This is a genomic window from Pseudomonas sp. SIMBA_041 (assembly GCF_046535095.1).
GTDB classification, from domain to species: Bacteria; Pseudomonadota; Gammaproteobacteria; order Pseudomonadales; family Pseudomonadaceae; genus Aquipseudomonas; species Aquipseudomonas mucoides.
In genome coordinates, this window is record NZ_JAWRXJ010000004.1 from 379,840 (window position 1) to 404,982 (window position 25,143).

Below are 25,143 nucleotides of genomic sequence, written 5' to 3' on the forward strand. Positions count from 1 at the left end.
AACTAACCCGCATATAGACAAGGTGAAAACTCTCTAATGGCCGATTGGCAGTCCCTCGATCCCGAGGCCGCTCGTGAAGCGGAAAAATACGAAAACCCTATTCCTAGCCGCGAACTGATCCTTCAGCACCTTGCTGATCGAGGTTCGCCTGCTAACCGCGAGCAGCTGGTCGAAGAGTTTGGTCTGACCACGGAAGACCAGATCGAAGCCCTGCGTCGCCGTCTGCGCGCCATGGAGCGCGACGCTCAACTCATCTATACCCGTCGCGGCACTTATGCGCCGGTGGACAAGCTCGACCTGATCCTGGGCCGCATCAGCGGTCACCGTGACGGTTTCGGCTTCCTGGTCCCGGACGACGGCAGTGACGACCTGTTCATGAGCCCGGCGCAAATGCGCCTGGTCTTTGACGGCGACCGTGCCCTGGCCCGCGTTTCCGGCCTCGACCGTCGCGGTCGCCGTGAAGGCATGATCGTCGAAGTGGTTTCCCGTGCTCACGAAACCATCGTCGGTCGTTACTTCGAAGAAGGCGGCATTGGTTTCGTCGTTGCGGATAATCCGAAGATCCAGCAAGAAGTGCTGGTCACGCCGGGCCGCAACGCCAACGCCCAGATCGGTCAGTTCGTCGAAGTGAAGATCACTCACTGGCCGACACCACGCTTCCAGCCGCAAGGCGACGTGGTCGAAGTCGTGGGCAACTACATGGCGCCGGGCATGGAAATCGATGTCGCCCTGCGCACCTACGACATTCCTCACGTCTGGCCTGAAGCGGTCTTGAAAGAAGCCGCCAAGCTCAAGCCGGAAGTCGAAGAAAAAGACAAAGAGAAGCGCATCGACCTGCGCCATCTGCCGTTCGTAACTATCGACGGTGAAGATGCACGCGACTTCGATGACGCGGTTTACTGCGAATCCAAACCGGGCAAGCTGCGCCTGTTCTCCGGTGGCTGGAAGTTGTACGTGGCGATCGCCGACGTTTCCAGCTACGTGAAGATCGGTTCGGCCCTGGACAACGAATCCCAGGTTCGCGGCAACTCGGTGTACTTCCCAGAGCGCGTCGTGCCGATGCTGCCTGAGCAGCTGTCCAACGGCCTGTGCTCGCTGAACCCGCACGTCGACCGTCTGGCCATGGTTTGCGAGATGACCATCTCCAAGTCCGGCGAAATGACCGACTATTGCTTCTATGAAGCAGTGATTCACTCCCACGCCCGCCTGACCTACAACAAGGTCAGTGCGATGCTGGAAACGCCGAAACTCACCGAGGCGCGTCAGCTTCGCGGCGAGTACAACGACGTTCTGCCGCACCTCAAACAGCTTTATGCGCTGTACAAAGTGCTGCTGGCCGCTCGTCACGTGCGTGGCGCGATCGATTTCGAAACGCAGGAAACCCGGATCATCTTCGGGACCGAGCGCAAAATTGCCGAGATCCGTCCGACCGTTCGTAACGATGCTCACAAGCTGATCGAGGAATGTATGCTGGCGGCCAACGTGGCCACCGCTGAATTCCTGAAAAAGCACGAAATCCCGGCGCTGTACCGCGTCCACGATGGTCCGCCACCGGAGCGTCTGGAAAAACTGCGCGCCTTCCTCGGCGAGCTCGGCCTGTCCCTGCACAAAGGCAAGGACGGCCCGTCGCCGAAGGACTACCAGGCCTTGCTGGCAAGCATCAAGGACCGTCCGGATTTCCATCTGATCCAGACCGTTATGCTGCGTTCGTTGAGCCAGGCGGTGTACAGCGCTGATAACCAGGGCCACTTTGGCCTGAATTATGAAGCCTATACTCACTTTACCTCGCCGATCCGCCGCTACCCGGACTTGCTCACGCACCGGGCGATCCGCAGTGTGATCCATTCCAAGCAGGACACCCCGCACGTTCGCCGTGCTGGCGCGATGACCATTCCGAAAGCGCGGATTTATCCGTACGACGAAGCGGCGCTGGAGCAGCTCGGCGAGCAGTGCTCGATGAGCGAACGCCGCGCCGACGAAGCGACCCGCGATGTGGTGAACTGGCTCAAGTGCGAGTTCATGAAAGACCGCGTGGGCGAATCGTTCCCGGGTGTGATCACCGCCGTGACCGGTTTTGGCCTGTTCGTCGAACTGACCGATATCTACGTCGAAGGCCTGGTGCACGTCACCGCGCTGCCGGGCGATTACTACCACTTCGATCCGGTTCACCACCGTTTGGCGGGTGAACGTACCGGTCGCAGCTTCCGCCTGGGCGACACCGTTGAAGTGCGCGTCATGCGTGTTGACCTCGACGAGCGCAAGATCGACTTCGAGATGGCTGAAAAAACCATCAGCGCGCCGATTGGCCGCAAGAAGCGCGGAGCCGAAACAACCGCTCCAGCGGCTAAAACCGCCGCAGAACCGGCACCGGCAAAAACCGGTCGTCGTCCTGCCAAGGAAAAGGCTGTCGAAGCCTATCGTCCAAGCGATGCTGCGGCAAAAAACGCCGAGCTGCGTAAAAGCCGTGAAATGAAACAGGCGTTGCTGTCTGAAGCGAAAAGCGGCGGTAAAGCGGCGTCTGGGGGAAAGACCGGACGGTCGGCGCCTGACAAGGCCCCCGGCGGCAAGCCAGCAAAACCGAGCAAACATCGTAAAGGCCCGCCAAAAGCGGGTGCTGCTCCAGCCGGAAGAAGCGGCGGGGCGCGTAAACCTAAGGCTAAACCATGAGTCAGTTGGAAAAGATCTACGGCGTGCATGCGGTAGAAGCATTGCTGCGCCACCACCCGAAACGCGTCAAGCAAATCTGGCTGGCCGAAGGCCGCAGTGATCCGCGCGTGCAAACGCTGATCCAGCTCGCCGCCGAAAACCGCGTTGCGGTCGGCAATGCCGAGCGTCGCGAGCTGGATGCGTGGGTTGAGGGCGTGCACCAAGGCGTGGTGGCGGACGTGAGTCCGAGCCAGGTCTGGGGTGAGGCAATGCTCGACGAGCTGCTGGATCGTACCGAAGGCGCACCGCTGTTGCTGGTGCTCGACGGCGTGACCGATCCGCACAACCTCGGCGCCTGCCTGCGTTCGGCTGATGCGGCCGGTGCGCTGGCAGTGATCGTACCCAAGGACAAATCAGCAACGCTGACCCCAACGGTGCGTAAAGTGGCTTGTGGTGCGGCGGAAGTGATTCCGTTGGTCGCCGTGACCAACCTGGCGCGCACCCTGGAAAAGCTCAAGCAGCGTGGTTTGTGGGTTGTCGGAACGGCGGGTGAAGCTGAGCAGAGCCTGTATCAGCAAGACATGACTGGCCCGACCATCTTGATCATGGGCGCAGAAGGCAGCGGCATGCGTCGCCTGACCCGCGATCTTTGTGACTACCTGGTGCACTTGCCGATGACGGGCAGCGTCAGCAGTCTCAACGTCTCCGTGGCGACGGGCGTCTGCCTGTTCGAAGCCCAGCGTCAGCGCAGCGTCAAGGCTGCCGGGACCGCCAAAAAGTCCTGATCTGCTGCAAATCCCCTGTGGGAGCGAGCTTGCTCGCGATGACGGAGTAACATTCAGCATAAATATTGAATGTTGAGCCCTCATCGCGAGCAAGCTCGCTCCCACAGTGGTTTGTGGTGGGGCGAAGATTGGTGGTATGAACGAACTGTTCAAATAATCACCAATTGCCTTGCGCCTCTCCTGTCCCTTCTCTACAATTGCGCCCCTTGCTGTGACGGCAGGCACGCATGTGTCTATCGCAAGCAAGTCCATAAGTGTCATTCACTCCTTGTCTGACCGCTTTTGAGCGGCAGGCTACAACCCGTAAGGAGCATTCATGCGTCATTACGAAATCATCTTTTTGGTCCACCCGGATCAAAGCGAGCAAGTCGGCGGCATGGTAGAGCGTTACACCAAGCTGATCGAAGAAGACGGCGGCAAAATCCACCGTCTGGAAGATTGGGGCCGTCGTCAACTGGCCTACGCAATCAACAATGTTCACAAGGCTCACTACGTGATGCTGAACGTTGAATGCACTGGCAAGGCCCTGGCCGAGCTGGAAGACAACTTCCGCTACAACGATGCAGTGATCCGTAACCTGGTCATCCGTCGCGAAGAAGCCGTTACCGGCCAATCCGAGATGCTCAAGGCTGAAGAAAACCGCAGTGAGCGCCGTGAGCGTCGCGACCGTCCTGAGCACGAAGGCGCTGAAAGCGCTGATAGTGATGACAGCGACAACAGCGATAACGCTGACGAGTAATCCACGGACCTTTTGAGGAGCCTATTACATGGCACGTTTCTTCCGTCGTCGTAAATTCTGCCGCTTCACCGCTGAAGACGTGAAAGAGATCGATTACAAAGATCTCAACACTCTGAAAGCTTATGTATCCGAGACCGGCAAAATCGTTCCAAGCCGCATCACCGGTACCAAAGCACGTTATCAGCGTCAGCTGGCCACCGCTATCAAGCGCGCCCGCTTCCTGGCCCTGCTGGCCTACACCGACAGCCACGGCCGCTGAGACCGGGCAGTCGACACGTAGCAAAGGATTGAATGCATGCGCGCCATAGCTGAGTTCATCATGCGCGGCCGCATGCAGGCCACTCTCGTAGTGGCTGGATGCGTAACATTGCCGTTGTTGTATTGGTTGGGTGCTGCCGCGGGATGCCTTGTGCTTCTGCGGCGCGGATTGAAGGACGCCCTTGGCGTTCTTGCCCTGGGAATGCTGCCGGCGTTGATCTGGTGGCTTTACTCGGATGACCCTCGGGCACTTCTGGTGCTGCTGGGTTCTTCGAGCCTTGCGTTGGTTTTGCGCGCAAGCGAATCCTGGGACCGCGTGCTGCTGGTCAGCATAGCGATGGGAGTGGTGTTTTCGGTGGTGCTGGGGGCGACGTTTGGTCCCCAAATCGAGATGCTGGCGCAGGCTTTGATAAAAGTCATGCCGTCGCTACTCGGTGATGTCTACGAGAAGTTGTCGGTAGACGAGCAAGCGCATTTTGCGTCCCTGATTGCACCGGTCCTGACCGGCCTGATTGCGGCCTTGTTGCAAATCGTCAGTGTGCTGAGCCTGCTTGTCGGGCGCTACTGGCAGGCGTTGTTGTACAACCCGGGTGGTTTTGGTCGCGAGTTTCGCGCCATCCGATTCCCGTTTTTGCCGGCGATGTTGCTGCTGGCGTGCATGCTTCTGGGGCCGAACATTGGTCCGCAGATGGCCATGTTAACGCCGTTGTGCAGCGTACCGCTGGTGTTCGCCGGGCTGGCCCTGATTCACGGGCTGGTGGCGCAAAAGCGACTGGCCAGGTTCTGGCTGGTGGGGTTGTACGTCACGCTGTTGCTGTTCATGCAGCTGATCTATCCGTTGCTGGTGGTCTTGGCCATCGTCGACAGCCTGATTGATTTTCGCGGTCGTTCGGCACCGAAAGATGCCGATAACGCGAACGGTGAAGGTTAAAAGTTAAGAGGATTTTCACATGCAACTGATCCTTCTGGAAAAAGTCACCAACCTGGGCAACCTGGGTGACAAAGTGAACGTTAAGGCTGGTTACGGTCGTAACTACCTGCTGCCTTACGGCAAAGCTACCGCTGCGACCGCTGCCAACCTGGCCGCGTTCGAAGAGCGTCGCGCTGAGCTGGAAAAAGCCGCAGCAGACCGTAAAACTTCGGCTGAAAGCCGTGCCGCCCAACTGGCTGAGCTGGAAGTGACTATCACTGCCACCGCTGGTGACGAAGGCAAGCTGTTCGGTTCGATCGGCACCCACGACATCGCTGATGCACTGACCGCCTCTGGCGTTGAAGTTGCAAAAAGCGAAGTTCGTCTGCCGAACGGCACCATCCGCAACGTAGGCGAATTCGACGTAGCCGTGCACCTGCACGCTGAAGTTGAAGCCACCGTACGCGTTGTCGTGGTAGCAGCTTAAGTAGTACTTGTCGGCTGGCACCCTCGGGTGCTTGCCGGTAACATCGGGCACGATCCTGTTTACAGGTCGTGCCCTTTGTCTTTCTGCAGTTCCTGATTTTCACACACTCAATTCAAGTGGCCATGAACGATATCTCCGCACCTGAGCAATACGATCTGCAAACCGCTTCCCTGAAGGTGCCGCCGCACTCCATCGAGGCCGAACAGGCCGTGCTCGGTGGTTTGATGCTGGACAACAACGCCTGGGAACGCGTGCTCGATCAAGTGTCGGATGGCGACTTCTATCGACATGACCACCGCCTGATCTTCCGCGCGATCGCCAAGCTCGCCGACCAGAACTCCCCGATCGACGTCGTGACCCTTGCCGAGCAATTGGACAAGGAAGGTCAGACCTCGCAGGTCGGTGGTCTCGGTTACCTTGGCGAACTGGCGAAAAACACGCCGTCCGTCGCCAACATCAAGGCTTACGCACAGATCGTTCGTGCGCGGGCGACATTGCGCCAACTGATCGGCATCGCTACCGAGATTGCCGACAGTGCCTTCAATCCGGAAGGCCGCACGGCTGAAGAGATTCTCGACGAAGCTGAACGGCAGATCTTCCAGATCGCCGAGGCCCGGCCCAAAACCGGCGGCCCGGTGAGCGTGAATGACCTGCTGACCAAGGCCATCGACCGCATCGACACCCTGTTCAACACCGACAACGCCATCACCGGCCTGTCCACCGGCTACACCGACCTCGACGAGAAGACCAGCGGCCTGCAGCCGTCCGACCTGATCATCGTCGCCGGCCGTCCGTCCATGGGTAAAACCACCTTTGCGATGAACCTGGTGGAAAACGCCGTGTTGCGCAGCGACAAGTGCGTCCTGGTTTACTCGCTCGAGATGCCAGGTGAATCGCTGATCATGCGTATGTTGTCGTCCCTGGGCCGTATTGACCAGACCAAGGTCCGGGCCGGTCGCCTCGACGACGACGATTGGCCGCGCCTGACCTCGGCGGTCAACCTGCTCAACGACCGCAAACTGTTCATCGACGATACGGCCGGTATCAGCCCGTCGGAGATGCGTGCGCGAACCCGTCGATTGGTGCGTGAGCACGGCGATGTCGCCCTGATCATGATCGACTACCTGCAATTGATGCAGATTCCAGGTTCCGGCGGTGACAACCGGACCAACGAGATTTCCGAGATCTCCCGTTCCTTGAAAGCCCTGGCCAAGGAATTCAACTGCCCGGTGGTGGCGTTGTCCCAGCTCAACCGCTCCCTGGAGCAACGACCAAACAAACGTCCGATCAACTCCGACCTCCGGGAATCCGGAGCGATCGAGCAGGATGCTGACGTCATCATGTTCGTGTACCGGGATGAGGTATATCACCCGGAAACCGAGCACAAAGGCATCGCAGAAATCATTATCGGTAAACAACGGAACGGCCCGATCGGCACGTCGCGACTGGCGTTCATCGGCAAGTACACCCGCTTCGAAAACCTGGCGCCGGGCAGCTATAACTTCGACGACGAGTAAGTTGTGTTGTGCCTGAGAGGGCCTCTTCGCGGGCAAGCCCGCTCCCACAGGGATCTCAACGTTCTTGTGGGAGCGGGTTTGCTCGCGATTGGGTCGACACTAATTTCCGACCATAGCCGTCGGAATTGGTTATTTTTTGTGCTATATTCCGCGCCCGCGATTTTTCATCTCAACACCGGTCATCGTCATGCAAACAGCCAAGCCGTTATTTGACTATCCCAAGTACTGGGCCGAATGTTTCGGTCCAGCGCCATTCCTGCCGATGAGCAGGGAGGAGATGGATCAGCTTGGCTGGGATTCCTGCGACATCATCATCGTCACCGGTGATGCGTACGTTGACCATCCGTCGTTCGGCATGGCGATCATCGGCCGGCTGCTGGAGTCGCAAGGCTTCCGCGTCGGGATCATTGCCCAGCCGAACTGGCAGTCCAAAGACGACTTCATGAAGCTCGGCGAGCCGAACCTGTTCTTCGGTGTCGCGGCCGGCAACATGGACTCGATGATCAACCGCTACACCGCCGACAAGAAAATCCGCTCTGACGACGCCTACACCCCCGGTGGCCTGGCGGGCAAGCGGCCGGACCGTGCGAGCCTGGTTTACAGCCAGCGCTGCAAGGAAGCCTACAACCACGTGCCGATCGTGCTCGGTGGCATCGAAGCGTCCCTGCGCCGCATCGCCCACTACGATTACTGGCAGGACCGGGTGCGCAACTCGATCCTGATCGACGCCTGTGCCGACATCCTGCTCTACGGCAACGCCGAGCGTGCGATCGTCGAAGTCGCCCAGCGTCTGTCCTACGGTCACAAGATCGAAGACATCACCGACGTGCGCGGCACCGCGTTCATCCGTCGTGATACGCCGAAAGACTGGTACGAAGTCGATTCCACGCGCATCGACCGTCCGGGCAAGGTCGACAAGATCATCAACCCGTACGTGAACACCCAGGACACCCAGGCCTGCGCCATCGAGCAGGAAAAAGGGCCGGTTGAAGATCCGACTGAAGCCAAGGTCGTACAGATCCTGGCCAGCCCGAAGATGACCCGCGACAAGACCGTGATTCGTCTGCCGTCGGTAGAAAAAGTCCGTGGCGACGCCGTTCTGTACGCTCACGCCAACCGCGTGCTTCACCTTGAAACCAACCCGGGCAACGCCCGCGCGCTGGTGCAGAAGCATGGCGACGTCGATGTCTGGTTCAACCCGCCGCCGATTCCGATGACCACTGAAGAAATGGACTACGTGTTCGGCATGCCCTATGCGCGCATCCCGCACCCGGCGTACGGCAAGGAAAAGATTCCGGCCTACGACATGATCCGCTTCTCGGTGAACATCATGCGTGGCTGCTTCGGCGGCTGCACCTTCTGCTCGATCACCGAGCACGAAGGCCGGATCATTCAGAACCGCTCCGAAGAGTCGATCATTCGCGAAATCGAAGAGATCCGCGACAAGGTGCCGGGTTTCACCGGCGTCATTTCCGACCTCGGCGGCCCGACCGCGAACATGTACCGCATCGCCTGCAAGAGCCCGGAAATCGAATCCGCGTGCCGCAAGCCTTCGTGCGTGTTCCCTGGCATCTGCCCGAACCTGAACACCGATCACTCGTCGTTGATTCAGCTCTACCGCAGCGCCCGTGCCTTGCCGGGCGTGAAGAAAATTTTGATCGCTTCCGGCCTGCGCTACGACCTCGCGGTCGAGTCGCCGGAATACGTCAAGGAGCTGGTGACCCACCACGTCGGTGGTTACCTCAAGATCGCCCCGGAACACACCGAGGAAGGTCCGCTCAACCAGATGATGAAGCCCGGCATTGGCAGCTATGACAAGTTCAAGCGCATGTTCGAGAAGTACTCCAAGGAAGCCGGGAAAGAGCAGTACCTGATTCCGTACTTCATCGCCGCCCACCCGGGCACCACCGACGAAGACATGATGAACCTGGCCCTGTGGCTCAAGGGCAACGGCTTCCGCGCCGACCAGGTGCAGGCGTTCTACCCGTCGCCGATGGCCACCGCCACCGCGATGTACCATTCGGGCAAGAACCCGCTGCGCAAGGTCACTTACAAGAGCGACGCCGTGACCATCGTCAAGAGCGAAGAGCAGCGTCGCCTGCATAAAGCGTTCTTGCGTTATCACGACCCGAAAGGCTGGCCGATGCTGCGTGAAGCGCTGACCCGCATGGGTCGCGCCGACCTGATCGGGCCGGGCAAGAACCAGTTGATCCCGCTGCATCAACCGGCGACCGACAGCTACCAGAGCGCCCGTCGCAAGAACTCGACACCGGCTGGCAGTCACAAGGTTGCAGGGGAAAAGACCACCAAGATCCTGACCCAGCACACCGGCCTGCCACCGCGTGCCAGCGATGGCGGTAACCCGTGGGACAAGCGTGAACAGGCCAAGGCGGCGGCGTTCGCCCGCAACCAGCAGGCGGCCAAGGAGCGCAAGGACGCGGCGAAAGGCAAGGGTCCTAAGCCTGCCCGCAAGCCGGTTGTACCGCGCTAAGCCTTGCTTGAGCTGAACAGAACGCCAACCTTCGGGTTGGCGTTTTGCGTTGTGCGCCACTGCAAAACCCGGCCGACGGCGCCCCGACCGCAACATTTGCGTGCAACTGCCCCCAACCAATTTCCCGCATCGCCCGATTTTGGTGCTGTACTGCCTCAAGCAAATGGAGAAAGCGCCAGCGGTGCCGCGATGGCATAAGTCTTGCGCGCTTTCGATAACGCTTAGGGCTCGCAGGAGGCACGCCGTGTCGATTCATGTCGCATTGCACCACGTCACGCATTACCGCTACGACCGCGCTGTCGAACTTGGTCCGCAGATCGTTCGCCTGCGCCCGGCCGCCCACAGTCGCACGCGGATCCTGTCCTATGCGCTGAAAGTCTCGCCCGAGCAGCACTTCATCAACTGGCAACAAGACCCGCAGGGCAATTACCTGGCGCGGTTGGTGTTTCCGGAGAAAACCGATGAGCTGCGGATCGAAGTCGATCTGCTCGCGGAAATGGCGGTCTTCAATCCCTTCGACTTTTTCCTCGAACCCTACGCGGAAAAAATCCCGTTTACCTACGCCGCCGACGAGCGCAAGGAACTGGCGCCGTACCTGGAAACCCTGCCCCTGACGCCGAAGTTCAAGGCCTATCTGGACGGCATCGACCGCACGCCGCTGCCCAGCGTGGATTTCCTCGTCGCGCTCAACCAGCGCTTGAGCGAAGACATCGGTTACCTGATCCGCATGGAACCGGGCGTACAGACACCCGAGCACACCCTCGAACACGCCTCCGGTTCCTGCCGCGACTCGGCCTGGTTGCTGGTGCAACTGCTGCGTAACCTCGGGCTGGCCGCGCGCTTTGTTTCCGGTTACCTGATTCAATTGACCGCCGACGTCAAAAGCCTCGACGGTCCATCCGGCACTGACGTGGACTTCACCGACCTGCATGCCTGGTGCGAAGTCTATTTGCCCGGTGCCGGCTGGATCGGCCTGGACGCGACCTCAGGGCTGTTTGCCGGCGAAGGCCACATTCCGTTGGCGTGCAGCCCCGATCCGGGCTCTGCGGCGCCGATCAGTGGCCTGGTGGAGCCGTGCGAGTGCGAGTTCACCCACGAAATGTCCGTGGAACGGATTTGGGAGGCCCCTCGCGTCACCAGGCCCTATACCGACGATCAATGGTTGGCGATCCAGGCGCTGGGCCGGCAGATCGATGCCGACCTGCTGGAAGACGATGTGCGCCTGACCATGGGCGGCGAGCCGACCTTCGTTTCCATCGATGACCCGGATGGCGCCGAGTGGAACACCGCCGCGCTCGGGCCGGACAAGCGTCGACTGTCCGCCGAACTGTTCCAGCGCATGCGCAAACACTACGCGCCCAAAGGCCTCGTACATTTCGGCCAGGGCAAGTGGTACCCCGGTGAGCAGTTGCCACGTTGGTCGTTGAATTGCTATTGGCGCCGCGATGGCGTGCCGATCTGGCACAACAGCGGGCTGATCGCCGATGAGCAGGAAGACTACGGCGCTGATGGCGCACTGGCCGGTCGGTTTCTGGCGAGCGTCGCCGAACGGCTGAAGCTTCCGACACGCTTCGTGTTCCCGGCCTACGAAGACAATTTCTATTACCTATGGCGCGAAGGCACATTGCCGCAGAACGTCAGCGCCGAAGACTCACGTCTGGAAGAGCCGCTGGAGCGTGCACGTCTGCGTAAAGTCTTCAGCCAGGGGCTGGATAAAGTCATTGGCCAGGTCCTGCCGCTGGCGCGCACCGCCAAGGGTGATCAATGGCAAAGCGGTCGCTGGTATCTGCGTGACGAGCATTGCCGGCTGGTGCCGGGGGATTCTCCGCTGGGTTATCGCTTGCCGCTCGGCTCGCAGCCTTGGGTGAAAGCGGCCGAGTATCCGTTCATTCATCCCAACGACCCGAATCAGGAATTCCCCGCGCTTCCCGACACCATGGCGTTGAACAGTCCAGGCGCGCCGGCCGAAGCGGTTGAGCGCGAGCCGAAAATCGACGAGTCTGCCGACTGGCTGACACGCACGGCGTTCTGCGCTGAAGCCCGGGAAGGGCGGTTGTACCTGTTCATGCCGCCGCTGGAGCGGGTCGAGGATTATCTGGAACTGGTCACCGCCATCGAGGCCACTGCCGAAGAGCTGCATTGCCCGGTGTTGCTGGAAGGCTATGAACCGCCAAGCGATCCGCGTCTGAGCAACTTTCGTATCACCCCGGATCCGGGCGTGATCGAAGTCAACGTGCAGCCATCCGCGACCTGGGACGAGTTGGTTGAGCGCACCGAGTTTCTGTACGAAGAAGCGCGCCAGACCCGACTGACCACCGAAAAATTCATGATTGACGGGCGGCACACAGGCACGGGGGGCGGTAACCATTTTGTGCTCGGCGGCGCGACCCCGGCCGACTCGCCGTTTCTGCGTCGTCCCGACTTGCTGCGCAGCTTGATCAGCTACTGGCATAACCATCCGTCGCTGTCCTACCTGTTTTCCGGGCTGTTCATCGGCCCGACGTCCCAGGCACCGCGCGTCGATGAAGCGCGCAACGATGCGCTGTATGAACTGGAAATCGCCTTCGCCCAAATGCCTGCACCGGGTGAGGAATGCGCGCCATGGCGGGTGGATCGGTTGCTGCGTAACCTGCTGATCGACGTGACCGGCAACACCCACCGTGCCGAATTCTGCATCGACAAACTCTATTCGCCGGACGGTGCCACCGGACGTCTTGGCTTGCTGGAGTTGCGTGCTTTTGAAATGCCTCCACACGCGCGCATGAGCCTGGCTCAGCAATTGTTGCTGCGAGCGCTGGTCGCGCGGTTCTGGCGTGAGCCTTATGCGCCGCCGAAGCTCGCGCGCTGGGGCACGGAGCTGCACGACCGGTTCTTGTTGCCGCACTTTATCGAACAGGATTTCGCTGACGTCATTGTCGATCTCAATGCGGCCGGGTATCCGGTGCGGGCCGAGTGGTTCGCCGCGCATCTGGAGTTCCGTTTTCCCAAGGTCGGTGATTACGCGGTCAGCGGCATTGAACTGCAATTGCGTCAGGCACTGGAACCTTGGCATGTGTTGGGTGAGGAGGGCGCGGTCGGCGGCACGGTGCGGTATGTGGATTCATCGCTGGAGCGTTTGCAGGTCAAGCTCACCGGCCTGCCACCGCAACGTTATCTGCTGACCTGCAATGGTATTCCGGTGCCGTTGCAACCCACCGGACGGGTTGGGGAGTTTGTTGCCGGCGTGCGTTTTCGCGCCTGGCAACCGGCCAACTGTTTGCAACCGACCATCCCGGTCCACGCGCCATTGGTGTTCGACTTGCTCGACTCCTGGATGCAGCGTTCGCTAGGCGGCTGCCAATACCACGTGGCCCATCCGGGTGGGCGCAACTACGACAGCCTGCCGGTGAACGCCAATGAGGCCGAGAGCCGGCGAATGGCGCGATTTTTCCGTATAGGGCACACGCCGGGAAAACTGCCCGTACCGACTGTGGAAATCAACGACGAGCTGCCGATGACGCTCGATTTACGACGTTTCTAAGTCGTACGCGACGCTCGGATTTTTCGTCTATCCGGGCGTCATGAGCGTGCGTTAGTCTGACTGTTCTTTGCTGTCTGCCGAGCTTTCCATGCCTGACCTGCTTGACCGCTACCCGCTGACGGCGGGCACTTATCACGAACTGCTCGACGACAGCGGCACCGTACGCCCGCACTGGCGTCGGCTGATCGACCAATTGCAACGCAGCACGCCTGCACAATTGGTGCTGCGTCAGGCCTTGTTGACCCGGCAGATCCAGGAAAACGGCGTGACCTACAACGTTTACGCCGATCCAAAAGGCGCGGATCGGCCGTGGGAACTGGATCTGTTGCCCCATGTGATTGCCGCGGATGAGTGGGCGCAGCTGTCAGCTGGGATCGCACAGCGGGCGCGTCTGTTGAATGCGGTGCTGGCGGATCTGTACGGCCCGCAACGCTTGATCGCCGAAGGTCTGTTGCCGGCAGAACTGGTGTTCGGTCATAACAACTTCCTCTGGCCCTGTCAGGGCATTGCGCCGCCCGACGGGGTTTTTCTGCATCTGTATGCCGTCGATCTGGCACGCACGCCTGATGGCCGCTGGTGGGTCACCGCGGACCGGACGCAAGCGCCGTCCGGCGCCGGTTACGCCCTGGAAAACCGCACCATCGTGTCCCGGGCCTTTCCCGAGCTGTATCGCGATTTGAAAGTGCAGCATCTGGCCGGGTTCTTCCGCACGCTTCAGGAAACCCTGGCTCGTCAGGCCCCGCGCGATGATGAAGCTCCGCTGATCGTGTTGCTGACCCCGGGGCGCTTCAATGAAAGCTATTTCGAACACTTGTATCTGGCGCGTCAGCTCGGTTACCCATTGGTGGAGGGCGGCGACCTCACGGTGCGCGATGCCACGGTCTACCTGAAAACCCTGAGCGGCCTGCGTCGGGTTCACGCAATCATGCGCCGGCTCGACGATGATTTCTGCGACCCGCTGGAGCTGCGCACCGATTCTGCACTGGGCGTGCCGGGGCTGCTCGAAGCCGTGCGGCGAGGGCGGGTGTTGGTGGCGAATGCCCTCGGCAGCGGCGTGCTGGAGTCGCCGGGGTTATTGGGCTTTCTGCCGAAGATCAATCAGTTCCTGTTCGGCGAAGAACTGATCCTGCCGTCCATCGCAACCTGGTGGTGCGGCGAGGCGCCCGTGCTGGCTCAAGCGCTGGAAAAACTGCCAGAGTTGCTGATCAAACCAGCGTTCCCGTCTCAAAGCTTCGCGCCTGTGTTTGGCCGTGATCTGAGTGAAAAACAGCGTCAGGCCCTGGCTGAGCGCATGCAGGCGCGGCCTTATGCCTATGTGGCGCAAGAAATGGCCCAGTTGTCCCAGGCGCCGGTCTGGCAGGCCGAAGACGGTCAATTGCAACCGCGTGCCATCGGCATGCGCGTCTACGCCGTGGCCAGCCATGACGGCTACCGGGTTTTACCCGGCGGTCTGACCCGCGTGGCGGCCGAGGCGGACGCCGAAGTGGTGTCGATGCAGCGCGGCGGTGCGAGCAAGGACACGTGGGTACTAGGGGATCGTCCGCCCAGCGGCGAGCAATGGAAAACCCAGCGCACGATCGGTGTGCATGACTTGGTTCGGCGAGACCCTTATCTGCCCTCGCGGGTGGTGGAAAACCTGTTTTGGTTCGGCCGCTATTGCGAACGTTGTGATGACAGCGCGCGACTGCTGCGGATCGTGCTGGCGCGCTACGTCGACGGCGATGATCCGCAAGCCTTGCAGGCGGCCGTCGACCTCGGTGAACGGCTGAATCTTTTGCCCGATGAAGGCGAGTTGCCGGAGCGTTTGTTGGCCGCCTTGCTCGGTGACGATTGGCCATTCAGCCTGCGTTCCAATCTGCAACGCCTGCAGTGGGCGGCCTCGCAAGTGCGCGGCAAACTCTCGCGGGAAAATTGGCAGGCGCTGGTGGAATTGCAGCGCGAAGCCATGGAACTGGAAACCGGAGAGCCGGACTTTGGTGAGCTGCTGGATTTCCTCAACCGTCTGGTGATGTCGCTGGCGGCGCTGTCAGGTTTCGCCCTGGACGACATGACTCGCGACGAAGGCTGGCGCTTCCTGATGATCGGCCGACGGATCGAGCGCCTGCAATTTCTCAGCGCCAGCCTTTCAGCGTTTCTGCGCGGTGCCGGGGCTTTTGATCAGGCCGGGCTGGAATGGCTGCTGGAGTTGGGCAACAGCAGCATCACCTACCGCTCGCGGTATCTGGCGGTGGCGCAATTGCTGCCGGTGCTCGACCTGTTGCTGCTCGATGAGCAGAACCCTCACGCCGTACTGTTCCAGTTGAAGTTGGTGACGCGAACCCTGAAACGCTTGAATGACGACTTTGGCGCGCCACGCGAAGCCGGTTTGCCGCTGTTGGTGGAGCGGCTGGCGCAGTTCGATCTGGGCTGCCTGGAAAACGCCTTGTTCGGCGAAGCCAGCGTTCGCGCCGCGCTCGATGGGCTGGCCGATTTGCTGCAAGAGATTGCCGACGCCAGTGGCCAGGTCTCGGATCGCCTGGCCCTGCGCCATTTTGCTCATGTCGATGACGTCAGCCAACGTACGGTGTCTGTCTGATGAGTGCTCACTACCAGATTTTCCACGACACCCATTATCACTATGACAGCCCGGTTTCTTTGGCTCAGCAGCTCGCTCATCTCTGGCCGCGGCCCTGCGCCTGGCAACGCTGCACCGCTCGACAATTGCAGATCAGTCCCGACCCGACCACGCGCCGGGATGAGCTGGATGTGTTTGGCAATCCGCTCACGCGCCTGGCCTTCGAGCGCCCGCACGATGAATTGCTGGTCAATGCCAGCCTGACCGTCGAGGTCCTGCCCCGGCCCGTGCTGGACTTCAAACAGTCGCCGCCCTGGGAGGACACCCGCAATGCGTTGACCTACAGCAGCCAGCCGCTGTCCCCCGACATACTCGAAGCCTGCCGGTATCGGTTCGAATCGCCTTACGTGCATTTGAAGCGCAATTTCGTCGAGTTCTCCGAGAGCTGTTTTCCCGCGGGGCGACCGTTGCTGTGGGGCGTTCAGGCCCTGATGGAGAAAATCTTCAGCGAGTTCACCTTCGACGCCGAAGCGACCCAAGTGGCGACGCCGTTGGTGGAAGTGCTGGAGCGCCGACGCGGGGTCTGCCAGGATTTCGCCCACCTGATGCTCGCGTGCGTGCGTTCTCGTGGTCTGGCGGCGCGCTATATCAGCGGTTACCTGCTGACTCAGCCACCGCCGGGGCAGCCGCGATTGATCGGGGCGGACGCGTCCCACGCCTGGGTCTCGGTGTTTTGCCCGGTGCTGGGCTGGGTCGATTTCGACCCGACCAACAACGTTCAGCCGGCACTTGAGCACATCACCCTGGCCTGGGGCCGGGATTTCTCCGATGTTTCGCCATTGCGTGGGGTGATTCTGGGGGGCGGCAATCACGACCCGGAAGTCCGCGTCACCGTAATGCCAATGGATTAACACAGATCCCCTGTAGGAGTGTGTGTGTTCTATGGATTGGGGTATTTCAGAGGGGGACTGTGAGGGTCAGCAAAAACAACTGCTGACCCTGGACACAGATCCGGTGGGCCTGATCAGATCATCCGGCCCTGAGGGTCTCAGGCGTCGGGCGCCTGATCTTTCGGTGCTTCAGTTTCGTCTGTAGCCACTTCGCCTTCGGCATCCGGGTTCAGTGCTGCTGCTTCTTCTTCAGCTGTAGCTTTCTTGCGCTGAAGCTTTTCCTCTTTCTTCTGCTCCTTGGCCAAGTCTCTCTGACGTTTGGCGAAGGAATAATTAGGTTTAGCCATGGGCGATCCTCTGGGGTCGAAGGTGAGGTTGAGCGGCGCATATTCTGCCCTGTATCGGTGCCGAGCCGTTAGCTGGGTTTTTGATCGGTCCATTTTGGCAGGACCGACGGTTGCCAGGCGTCCAGGGCATCGAGCAGGGTTTGCGGTGATTCGCTCACTTGCAGCATGTCACGGTGCGGTGCGCGAACGAAGCCTTCGCCGACGATATGATCAAGAAAACCGGTCAATTTGCTGTAGAAACCGTTCACTTCCAGCAGGCCGAGCGGCTTGCCGTGATAGCCGAGCTGGCCCCAGGTCCAGACTTCGAACAGTTCTTCCAGGGTGCCGAGGCCACCGGGCAGCGCGATAAACGCGTCGCTGAGTTCGGCCATCCGCGCCTTGCGCGCATGCATGCCGTCGACCACTTCCAGACGAGTCAGGCCGCTGTGGCCGATTTCCTTGTCTTTGAGGCTTTGCGGGATGATCCCGATCACTTCACCGCCGGCCGCCAGTGCCGCGTCGGCCACAATCCCCATCAGCCCGACGGCACCGCCGCCATAGACCAGGGTCAACTTGCGCTCGGCCAAGGCTCGCCCCAAGGCAACTGCCGCTTCACGATAGGCTGGGTGGGTGCCGGTGCTGGCGCCGCAAAATACACAAACAGACGTTAAAGACATGCCTTACTCCAGGGGCAGGATGGCCCACAGAATAAAGGCAGGTCAGCTACGCTCCAAGGGTTAAACCTCGCGCTGGGGTGTTTCATAGGTGCCGCTGGCACCACAGGCGTAGGCGGCAAGCAAACTGCACAACAGGCTATTCAAGGACATGACAGGCGCTCCAGATCAGGGATGACGGCCTGATGATAGGGCCGGGCCAGACGTCTGGCTGGTAGATTGTTTCGATAGGTGTCATAGCCCGAAAGTTGTATACAATTTTTGATTCAGGTCATAGGAACTTGCGCAGTTTTCAGGCAGTCTTCTGTCCATTCGCACTTTTCGTTAACCCTGCCTTGGAGATTCACCATGTTTGCCAAACTTGTTGCGGTATCCCTGCTGACACTGGCCAGCAGTCAATTGATGGCTGCTGAATGCAAGGTCACCGTCGACTCCACGGACCAGATGTCCTTCGATACCAAGGACATCAGCATCGACAAGAGCTGCAAGACCTTCACCGTGGAGCTGAAACACTCTGGCAGCCTGCCGAAGAACGTCATGGGCCATAACTGGGTGCTGAGTAAAACAGCTGACATGCAGCCGATCGCCACCGACGGCATGGCGGCAGGCATCGACAAGAACTACCTGAAAGAAGGTGACGAGCGCATCATTGCCCACACCAAAATCATCGGTGCTGGCGAAATGGATTCGGTGACCTTCGACGTGTCGAAGCTGGCGGCTGGCGAAAGCTACGGCTTCTTCTGCTCGTTCCCGGGCCACATCTCGATGATGAAAGGCACGGTTACCCTGAAGTAATCGAATCGAGCTCATAAAAAAAGCGTCCGCTTGGGACGCTTTTTTTGTGCCTGACGTTTGACCGAGTCATCGTTCATCGCGGGCAAGCCACGCTCCCACAGGATTTGCGTCGTGCCCATTACCGGCGTCCGACACAAAATCTGTGGGAGCGTGGCTTGCCCGCGAAGGCGTCATACAGACGCCGACGTCCTTATGGCGCAAACGGCATCACCCGCTTGTGATGAGTTTTCTTGTAAGTCTCACAAATGATCTTGAACGCTTCCTCACGCACCGGCTCACCGTGCAGGAACGCATCAATCTCGGCATAGGTCACGCCATGGGACGCTTCATCCGGCTTACCCGGCGACAGGTCTTCCAGATCCGCCGTAGGGATTTTCTCTACCAACGATTCCGGTGCACCAAAGCAGCGAGCAATATCGCGAACCTGATTCTTCACCAGCCCACTCAACGGGGCGAGGTCGCAGGCGCCGTCACCGAACTTGGTGAAGAAACCCATCACTGCTTCCGCCGCATGGTCGGTGCCGATCACCAGGCCATGGGCCGCGCCGGCGATGGTGTACTGAGCAACCATGCGCATGCGCGCCTTGGTGTTGCCGAGCACGAAATCCACCGACACCGCGTGCTTGCCTTCGAAGGCCGCGACTTCATTGGCCAGGGATTTGACCGCCGGGCCGATGTTCACGGTGTGGCGTTCGTCCGGGGCGATGAAGTCCACCGAAGCCTGGGCGTCGTGTTCATCGAACTGAGTCTCGTACGGCAAACGCACCGCGATGAACTTGTAACTCTTGTCGCCGGTGCGCTGACGCAGTTCACGCATCGCGCGTTGGGCCAGCAGGCCGGCGGTCAGGGAGTCGACGCCACCGCTGATGCCCAGCACCAGGGTCTTGAGCCCGGAATTGACCAGGCAATCCTGAATGAAACTCACCCGCCGGGCGACTTCTGCCTCAAGGGCGGCCTCGTCGGCGAACGGTGGTTGAACCTTGAGCTGCTCAGCAATCTCACGCTGTACGGCTTGCATGAATTCACTCCTTGCTAGATGTGCTTGAAAGGGCGGCAGGTACTTTGAAAACGTGTCGCAAATAGGCGACGAAATTCGGGTCTTTGCAGTGAGTCTTGCCAGGCTCATCAGAAATCTTCGCCACGGGCTGGCCGTTGCAGGCCGTCATTTTAAGCACGATGCTCATCGGTTCGACACCTGGAATATCGCAGGTCAGGTGGGTACCGATGCCAAAGCTGACATTGATCCGACCCCGCAGCGCGCGGAATATTTCCAGCGACTTGGGCAGCGTCAGGCTGTCGGAGAATGTCAGCGTCTTGCTCATCGGGTCGATGCCGAGCTTGTGATAATGAGCGATGGCTTTTTCCGCCCATGCCACCGGATCACCCGAGTCGTGGCGCAGGCCGTCGAAAAGCTTGGCGAAGAACAGATCGAAATCACCGAGGAACGCATCCATGGTGATGCAGTCAGTCAGGGCAATCCCCAGCAGGCCACGGTACTCGCGCACCCAGCAGTCGAGCGCGGCAATTTGACTGTCGATCAGCCGTGGACCGAGCTGTTGATGGGCCATGATCCATTCGTGGGCCATGGTGCCCAACGGTTTCATGTCCAGTTCCCGGGACAGGTGCACGTTGCTGGTGCCGACGAAACGCCCGGGGAAGTCGTGCTTGAGCACGTTGACCACTTCTTCTTGCACGCGGTACGAAAAGCGCCGGCGCGTGCCGAAATCGGCGACCTGCAACTCGGACAATTCGTCGCTGCTGGCGTTGGCGGTCAGCCAGTCGAACTTGCGGTACAGCTGTTCGCGCGCCTGTTCCAGGACGATCTCCCGGTAGCGATAGCGGTTGCGCACTTCACTGACAATCGCCAGCAGCGGCACTTCGAACAGAATCACATGCAGCCACGGCCCGCGCAGGCGGATGAACAACTCGCCGTTTTCGATGCCGGTGTGGATGTAACGCAGGTTGAAGCGGAACAAGCCGAGAAACCGCAGGAAATCCGGCTTCAGAAAACTGATGCGCTCCAGAAAACCCAATTGATCAGGGCTCAGGCTCAACTCTGCCAGACGCTCGATCTGGAAACGGATCTCCGCCAGGTACGGGCGCAAATCTTCACTGTTGCGGCAACGAAACTCCCATTCGACTTCGACGTTCGGGTAGTTGTGCAGCACCGCCTGCATCATCGTCAGTTTGTAGAAGTCGGTGTCGAGCAGGTTCTGCACGATGCGATCGCCAAACACGCTCTCGCTCATAACGGGGTTCTCCGCATTGAATGGGGGTAGTGGCGCATATCACGGGTAAAAATTGCCAGCGATTTTTTGGACAACAGCAGACCCCTGTGGGACCGAGCAAGCTCGTTCCCACAGGGATTGAGTGAAACTTTAGATTTGTGCTCCATCCGGGCTATCTATCTGCTCCAGCATCCATTTCACAAAATCCCGCACCTTGGGCACTTCCGCCGAATGCTCGGGATACGCCAGGTAATAGGCGTCCGTGCTCGGCATCGCGTGTTTCCAGGGGATGACCAGTTTGCCGTCGGCCAATTCCTCTTCCACCAAAAACCTTGGCAACAGCGCCACGCCGCAGCCGACCTGGGCGGCGCGAATGCACATGTAGAAGGTTTCAAACCGCGGGCCATGGTAGCTGTGTTCGGTGTGGTAGCCCTGACTGTCGAACCAGTCGTGCCAGGCCTGCGGGCGAGAAGCGTTTTGCAGCAGGACCAGGTCGGTGAGCTGTGTCGGGTCGGTGAACGGCTGGTCGGGGAGACTGCCCGGTGCGCAAACCGGCACCAGTTCTTCGCCGAACAGCTTCAGGCATTCGGTCCCGGGCCTTGAACCCTGGCCGAAGTAGAACGCCAGATCGCTGCGACCTTGCAATAAATCGTCGGCTTCCTGCTCGCTGCACAGGTCCAGATGGATCGAGGGATGGCGCAGGCGCCAACCTTTCAGGCGCGGCACCAACCAGCGCGCACCGAACGTTGGCGGAGTCGAGACGCGCAAGACTTCGGTTTCCCCGCCGTAGGAGCGCAGGTAATGGGTCGACATCTCGACCTGGGTGAGGATTTTTCTGACTTCCACCAGGTACAAATCACCGGCCGGAGTCATTTGCAGGCGTCGGCGCACGCGGCGGAACAACAAGTGCTGCAACAATTCTTCAAGTTGCGCGACCTGTTTACTGACCGCGCTCTGGGTCAGGTTCAGCTCTTCGGCGGCCCGGGTGAAGCTCAAATGCCGGGTCACGGCCTCGAAACACTGCAGCGCGGTGATCGACGGCAGGTAACGTTTATTCAGCATGGGTAGTCCTTTTTCTTGTTTCTTTCTTACCAGCAATTCGCAGCATGAATAAACGGAATGATATCTCTCTTAAAGGTCGTTTGTTGGGTAACCTCCGGGGCGCTAAAACTACAGGTCTGATCAGCCGTGATTATTCCGGCTGCACCCTTTGTGTTTTTCGCTTGAGGAGTGACCCATGGTTGCCGCATTGCTTGATCGTCTTGGTGTAAACCCGGCCCTGTACCAGAACGGCAAAGTGCCGGTGCATTCGCCGATCGATGGCAGCCGGATTGCTGCCGTGAACTGGGAAGGCGCGGCTGAAGTCGAGCAGCACATCAGTCGTGCCGATCATGCGTTCGAATTGTGGCGCAAGGTCCCGGCACCGCGCCGTGGCGAACTGGTGCGCCAATTGGGCGACATCCTGCGCGAATACAAGGCTGATCTTGGCGAACTGGTCTCCTGGGAAGCTGGCAAGATCACTCAGGAAGGCCTGGGCGAAGTTCAGGAAATGATCGACATCTGCGATTTCGCCGTCGGTCTGTCCCGTCAGCTGTACGGTCTGACCATTGCGTCCGAGCGTCCTGGCCACCACATGCGTGAAACCTGGCACCCGCTGGGCGTTGTCGGCGTCATCAGTGCGTTCAACTTCCCGGTTGCGGTCTGGGCCTGGAACACCACGCTGGCGCTGGTCTGCGGCAACCCGGTGATCTGGAAACCGTCCGAGAAAACCCCGCTGACCGCGCTGGCCTGCCAGGCGCTGTTCGATCGCGTACTGAAAAACTTCAGCGACGCACCACCGCACCTGAGCCAAGTGATCATCGGCGGCCGCGACGCTGGCGAAGCGCTGGTCGATGACCCGCGTGTCGCACTGATCAGCGCCACCGGCAGCACCCGCATGGGCCGCGAAGTGGCACCGAAAATTGCCGCACGTTTCGCTCGCAGCATTCTCGAACTGGGCGGCAACAACGCGATGATCCTCGGCCCTAGCGCCGACCTGGACATGGCCGTTCGCGCCATCCTGTTCAGCGCCGTCGGCACTACCGGCCAGCGCTGCACCACCCTGCGTCGCCTGATAGCGCACGAATCGGTGAAGGAAGAAATCGTCACCCGCTTGAAAGCCGCGTATTCCAAAGTGCGCATCGGCCATCCGCTGGAAGGCAACCTGATCGGTCCGCTGATCGACAAACAAAGTTTTGAAAACATGCAGGACGCGCTGGAGCAGGCGTTGAGCGAAGGCGGCCGGGTATTCGGCGGTAAGCGTCAACTGGAAGACAAATTCCCTGACGCCTACTACGTCGCGCCGGCCATTGTTGAAATGCCGGAGCAGAGCCCTGTGGTCTGCCACGAAACCTTCGCACCGATTCTGTACGTGATCGGCTACAAGGATTTCGACGAAGCCCTGCGCCTGAACAACGCCGTGCCACAAGGCCTGTCTTCGTGCATCTTCACCACCGACGTGCGTGAAGCCGAGCAGTTCATGTCGGCGGTCGGCAGCGACTGCGGCATCGCCAACGTCAACATCGGCCCGAGCGGCGCAGAAATCGGTGGCGCGTTTGGTGGCGAAAAAGAAACCGGCGGTGGCCGTGAATCGGGCTCCGATGCATGGCGCGGCTACATGCGTCGCCAGACCAACACCGTGAACTACTCGCTGGAATTGCCGTTGGCTCAGGGCATTACATTCGATTAAGCAGCGGCAAGCTACAAGCTACCAGCTGCAAGCAAACTGGCTTGCGGCTTGTAGCTTGCGACTTGTAGCTGCTCCGACAGGAGCTTGCAATGCCGTTACGCGAAGAGTGTCTGTGGGAAAAACTGACGCCGCAAAGGCCTGACAACGCGGCGCTCAAGGGTGAAGTGACAGTCGATGTCTGCGTCATCGGCGCCGGGTTCACCGGTCTGTCGGCGGCGGTGCATCTACTGGAACAAGGTAAATCGGTGTGTGTGCTGGAAGCTCATCGCGCCGGCCATGGCGGTTCGGGGCGCAATGTCGGCCTGGTCAACGCCGGCATGTGGATTCCGCCGGACGACATCGAAGCCGGCTTCGGCGAAGCGGTGGGCAGCCAGCTCAACCGCATGCTCGGCGCGGCACCGTCCCTGGTGTTCAGCCTTGTGGACAAATACAACATCGATTGCCAGTTACGCCGCGAAGGCACGCTGCACATGGCGCACAACGCCCGTGGCGAGGCGGACTTGCGCAGTCGTGAAGAACAATGGAAACGTCGCGGAGCGCCGGTTGAACTGTTGACCGGCCAGGCCTGCGAGCAGGCGACGGGTACCAAGAAAATCGCCGCTGCCTTGCTTGATCGACGTGCGGGCACCCTCAATCCGATGGCTTACACCACCGGGCTGGCCAAAGCGGCCATCAGCCTCGGCGGTCACCTGTTCGATCATTCCCCGGTGACCCGACTCGAACGCCAGGGCCAGCGCTGGTCGGTGCAAACCGCTCAGGGTTCGGTCATGGCCGAGAAAGTCGTGATCGCTTCCAACGCTTACACCGAAGGTGACTGGACAGAGTTGCGGCGCAATTTCTTCCCCGGTTATTACTACCAAGTGGCTTCGGTCCCGCTGACCGAAGACGCCGCGCAACAGATTCTGCCTGGCGGCCAGGGTTCCTGGGACACCCGTCAGGTGCTCAGCAGCATTCGTCGCGACAAGGACGGGCGTCTGTTGCTCGGAAGTCTCGGTAATGGCAATCAGAAACCGGCCTGGTTCCTCAAAGCCTGGGCTGACCGCGTTCAGCAACACTATTTCCCCTACCTCAAACCGGTGGAGTGGGAATGCACGTGGACCGGCTGCATTGCGTTCACCCCCGATCATTTGATGCGTCTGTTCGAACCGGCGCCCGGTTTAGTGGCAGTCACCGGTTACAACGGCCGGGGCGTGACCACGGGGACAGTCGTCGGCAAAGCCTTTGCCGATTATTTGTGTAACGGAAATCCTCAAGCGCTACCGATTCCGTTCGCACCGATGCAGCCCCTGGCGGGAGTAGGGTTGCGCAGTTGTCTATACGAGGCTGGATTCTCGCTGTATCACGCAGGCCAGTGCTTGCGGATCGTCATCTGATTGTTGAAATTTGTTGCTGGAAGCGGCGCTTTTCGGCGCAGCGACTAGCCTGTAATGGTGCGGGTTGTAGCAGTCCCGCACCAGCAGTGTGCACTTCGGTGACGCACGTTGTTACAGGCTGGTTGCACGTCGTTTAACGCCGCGGTTGCAATGATGGCGCATGCGGGTTGCGCCTTTAAAAATAAATGGTTTCACCTTCCGCGGTTTAGACGGTTGCACGCC

At 60.0% G+C, this 25,143-nt stretch carries 19 protein-coding genes; 14 read left to right on the top strand and 5 right to left on the bottom strand.

Annotated elements, in window-relative coordinates; translation table 11 throughout:
• Positions 1-36 precede the first annotated feature (36 nt).
• The 11 genes from rnr (at position 37) to SB725_RS11890 (ending at position 16,818) form a co-directional block, all read left to right on the top strand.
• The gene (gene rnr / locus SB725_RS11840) at positions 37-2,667 is read left to right on the top strand and encodes a ribonuclease R (protein ID WP_410921786.1); all 2,631 of its coding nucleotides are present in this window, start codon (positions 37-39) and stop codon (positions 2,665-2,667) included.
• Complete coding sequence (gene rlmB, locus SB725_RS11845) at positions 2,664-3,431, top strand: 23S rRNA (guanosine(2251)-2'-O)-methyltransferase RlmB (RefSeq protein ID WP_027921975.1); 768 nt, start codon at positions 2,664-2,666, stop codon at positions 3,429-3,431. Before rnr ends, rlmB begins: the two co-directional genes overlap by 4 nt.
• Positions 3,432-3,747: 316 nt before the next feature.
• Positions 3,748-4,170 (top strand): 30S ribosomal protein S6, encoded by a 423-nt coding sequence (rpsF, locus tag SB725_RS11850; RefSeq protein ID WP_003217491.1) that lies wholly within the window; start codon positions 3,748-3,750, stop codon positions 4,168-4,170.
• Between the two features lie 28 nt (positions 4,171-4,198).
• Entirely contained in the window at positions 4,199-4,429 is a 231-nt protein-coding gene (rpsR, locus tag SB725_RS11855) for a 30S ribosomal protein S18 (protein WP_002551829.1), read from the top strand.
• Between the two features lie 36 nt (positions 4,430-4,465).
• The gene (locus SB725_RS11860; RefSeq protein WP_027921974.1) at positions 4,466-5,359 is read left to right on the top strand and encodes a hypothetical protein; all 894 of its coding nucleotides are present in this window, start codon (positions 4,466-4,468) and stop codon (positions 5,357-5,359) included.
• Between the two features lie 19 nt (positions 5,360-5,378).
• Positions 5,379-5,825: a 50S ribosomal protein L9 gene (gene rplI / locus SB725_RS11865; RefSeq protein ID WP_003197251.1), complete on the top strand. Its 447-nt coding sequence runs from the start codon at positions 5,379-5,381 to the stop codon at positions 5,823-5,825.
• 122 nt (positions 5,826-5,947) lie between these two features.
• Entirely contained in the window at positions 5,948-7,342 is a 1,395-nt protein-coding gene (dnaB, locus tag SB725_RS11870) for a replicative DNA helicase (RefSeq protein WP_007947521.1), read from the top strand.
• A 187-nt stretch (positions 7,343-7,529) separates the two neighbouring features.
• Entirely contained in the window at positions 7,530-9,833 is a 2,304-nt protein-coding gene (locus SB725_RS11875; RefSeq protein ID WP_027921973.1) for a YgiQ family radical SAM protein, read from the top strand.
• Between the two features lie 244 nt (positions 9,834-10,077).
• Positions 10,078-13,353, top strand: coding sequence for a DUF2126 domain-containing protein (locus SB725_RS11880; RefSeq protein ID WP_410921787.1), 3,276 nt, complete (start codon positions 10,078-10,080; stop codon positions 13,351-13,353).
• A gap of 88 nt (positions 13,354-13,441) precedes the next feature.
• On the top strand, positions 13,442-15,928 hold the full coding sequence (locus SB725_RS11885; RefSeq protein ID WP_410921788.1) for a circularly permuted type 2 ATP-grasp protein: 2,487 nt from the start codon (positions 13,442-13,444) through the stop codon (positions 15,926-15,928).
• Positions 15,928-16,818 carry a transglutaminase N-terminal domain-containing protein gene (locus SB725_RS11890; RefSeq protein WP_059181724.1) on the top strand — a complete coding sequence of 297 codons (891 nt, stop codon included), beginning with the start codon at positions 15,928-15,930 and terminating at the stop codon, positions 16,816-16,818. The genes SB725_RS11885 and SB725_RS11890 overlap by 1 nt, the downstream gene beginning before the upstream one ends.
• Before the next feature lie 137 nt (positions 16,819-16,955).
• Here the strand turns inward: SB725_RS11890 and SB725_RS11895 are convergent, their stop codons facing one another.
• Positions 16,956-17,144: a hypothetical protein gene (locus SB725_RS11895; RefSeq protein WP_007947526.1), complete on the bottom strand. Its 189-nt coding sequence runs from the start codon at positions 17,142-17,144 to the stop codon at positions 16,956-16,958.
• 68 nt (positions 17,145-17,212) lie between these two features.
• The gene (locus tag SB725_RS11900; protein ID WP_027921969.1) at positions 17,213-17,800 is read right to left on the bottom strand and encodes a TIGR00730 family Rossman fold protein; all 588 of its coding nucleotides are present in this window, start codon (positions 17,798-17,800) and stop codon (positions 17,213-17,215) included.
• A 345-nt stretch (positions 17,801-18,145) separates the two neighbouring features.
• Between SB725_RS11900 and azu the strand changes: the two genes are divergently transcribed.
• On the top strand, positions 18,146-18,592 hold the full coding sequence (azu, locus tag SB725_RS11905) for an azurin (RefSeq protein ID WP_059181723.1): 447 nt from the start codon (positions 18,146-18,148) through the stop codon (positions 18,590-18,592).
• A gap of 190 nt (positions 18,593-18,782) precedes the next feature.
• On the opposite strand, the gene nadE is transcribed toward azu, so the two are convergent.
• The 3 genes from nadE to SB725_RS11920 form a co-directional block, all read right to left on the bottom strand.
• Positions 18,783-19,610 carry an ammonia-dependent NAD(+) synthetase gene (gene nadE, locus SB725_RS11910; RefSeq protein WP_059181722.1) on the bottom strand — a complete coding sequence of 276 codons (828 nt, stop codon included), beginning with the start codon at positions 19,608-19,610 and terminating at the stop codon, positions 18,783-18,785.
• 4 nt (positions 19,611-19,614) lie between these two features.
• Positions 19,615-20,841: a nicotinate phosphoribosyltransferase gene (gene pncB / locus SB725_RS11915; protein ID WP_027921966.1), complete on the bottom strand. Its 1,227-nt coding sequence runs from the start codon at positions 20,839-20,841 to the stop codon at positions 19,615-19,617.
• Positions 20,842-20,970: 129 nt separating this feature from the next.
• Positions 20,971-21,882 (bottom strand): LysR family transcriptional regulator, encoded by a 912-nt coding sequence (locus tag SB725_RS11920; RefSeq protein WP_410921790.1) that lies wholly within the window; start codon positions 21,880-21,882, stop codon positions 20,971-20,973.
• A gap of 175 nt (positions 21,883-22,057) precedes the next feature.
• On the opposite strand from SB725_RS11920, the gene SB725_RS11925 reads away from it, so the two are divergent.
• Entirely contained in the window at positions 22,058-23,548 is a 1,491-nt protein-coding gene (locus tag SB725_RS11925; protein ID WP_410921791.1) for an aldehyde dehydrogenase family protein, read from the top strand.
• A gap of 89 nt (positions 23,549-23,637) precedes the next feature.
• Positions 23,638-24,921, top strand: a complete 1,284-nt coding sequence (locus SB725_RS11930) for an NAD(P)/FAD-dependent oxidoreductase (RefSeq protein WP_027921963.1) — start codon at positions 23,638-23,640, stop codon at positions 24,919-24,921.
• The last annotated feature ends 222 nt before the right edge of the window (positions 24,922-25,143 follow it).

Excerpts from the sequence above, each read along its gene's own strand:
- rpsR (WP_002551829.1), top strand. The coding sequence starts at position 4,199 with ATGGCACGTTTCTTCCGTCGTCGTAAATTCTGCCGCTTCACCGCTGAA.
- rplI (WP_003197251.1), top strand. The coding sequence starts at position 5,379 with ATGCAACTGATCCTTCTGGAAAAAGTCACCAACCTGGGCAACCTGGGT.
- rpsF (WP_003217491.1), top strand. The coding sequence starts at position 3,748 with ATGCGTCATTACGAAATCATCTTTTTGGTCCACCCGGATCAAAGCGAG.
- SB725_RS11925 (WP_410921791.1), top strand. The coding sequence starts at position 22,058 with ATGGTTGCCGCATTGCTTGATCGTCTTGGTGTAAACCCGGCCCTGTAC.
- azu (WP_059181723.1), top strand. The coding sequence starts at position 18,146 with ATGTTTGCCAAACTTGTTGCGGTATCCCTGCTGACACTGGCCAGCAGT.
- dnaB (WP_007947521.1), top strand. The coding sequence starts at position 5,948 with ATGAACGATATCTCCGCACCTGAGCAATACGATCTGCAAACCGCTTCC.
- nadE (WP_059181722.1), bottom strand. The coding sequence starts at position 19,610 with ATGCAAGCCGTACAGCGTGAGATTGCTGAGCAGCTCAAGGTTCAACCA.
- SB725_RS11885 (WP_410921788.1), top strand. The coding sequence starts at position 13,442 with ATGCCTGACCTGCTTGACCGCTACCCGCTGACGGCGGGCACTTATCAC.
- SB725_RS11875 (WP_027921973.1), top strand. The coding sequence starts at position 7,530 with ATGCAAACAGCCAAGCCGTTATTTGACTATCCCAAGTACTGGGCCGAA.
- pncB (WP_027921966.1), bottom strand. The coding sequence starts at position 20,841 with ATGAGCGAGAGCGTGTTTGGCGATCGCATCGTGCAGAACCTGCTCGAC.
- rnr (WP_410921786.1), top strand. The coding sequence starts at position 37 with ATGGCCGATTGGCAGTCCCTCGATCCCGAGGCCGCTCGTGAAGCGGAA.
- SB725_RS11920 (WP_410921790.1), bottom strand. The coding sequence starts at position 21,882 with ATGCTGAATAAACGTTACCTGCCGTCGATCACCGCGCTGCAGTGTTTC.
- SB725_RS11900 (WP_027921969.1), bottom strand. The coding sequence starts at position 17,800 with ATGTCTTTAACGTCTGTTTGTGTATTTTGCGGCGCCAGCACCGGCACC.
- SB725_RS11890 (WP_059181724.1), top strand. The coding sequence starts at position 15,928 with ATGAGTGCTCACTACCAGATTTTCCACGACACCCATTATCACTATGAC.
- SB725_RS11930 (WP_027921963.1), top strand. The coding sequence starts at position 23,638 with ATGCCGTTACGCGAAGAGTGTCTGTGGGAAAAACTGACGCCGCAAAGG.
- SB725_RS11895 (WP_007947526.1), bottom strand. The coding sequence starts at position 17,144 with ATGGCTAAACCTAATTATTCCTTCGCCAAACGTCAGAGAGACTTGGCC.
- SB725_RS11860 (WP_027921974.1), top strand. The coding sequence starts at position 4,466 with ATGCGCGCCATAGCTGAGTTCATCATGCGCGGCCGCATGCAGGCCACT.
- rlmB (WP_027921975.1), top strand. The coding sequence starts at position 2,664 with ATGAGTCAGTTGGAAAAGATCTACGGCGTGCATGCGGTAGAAGCATTG.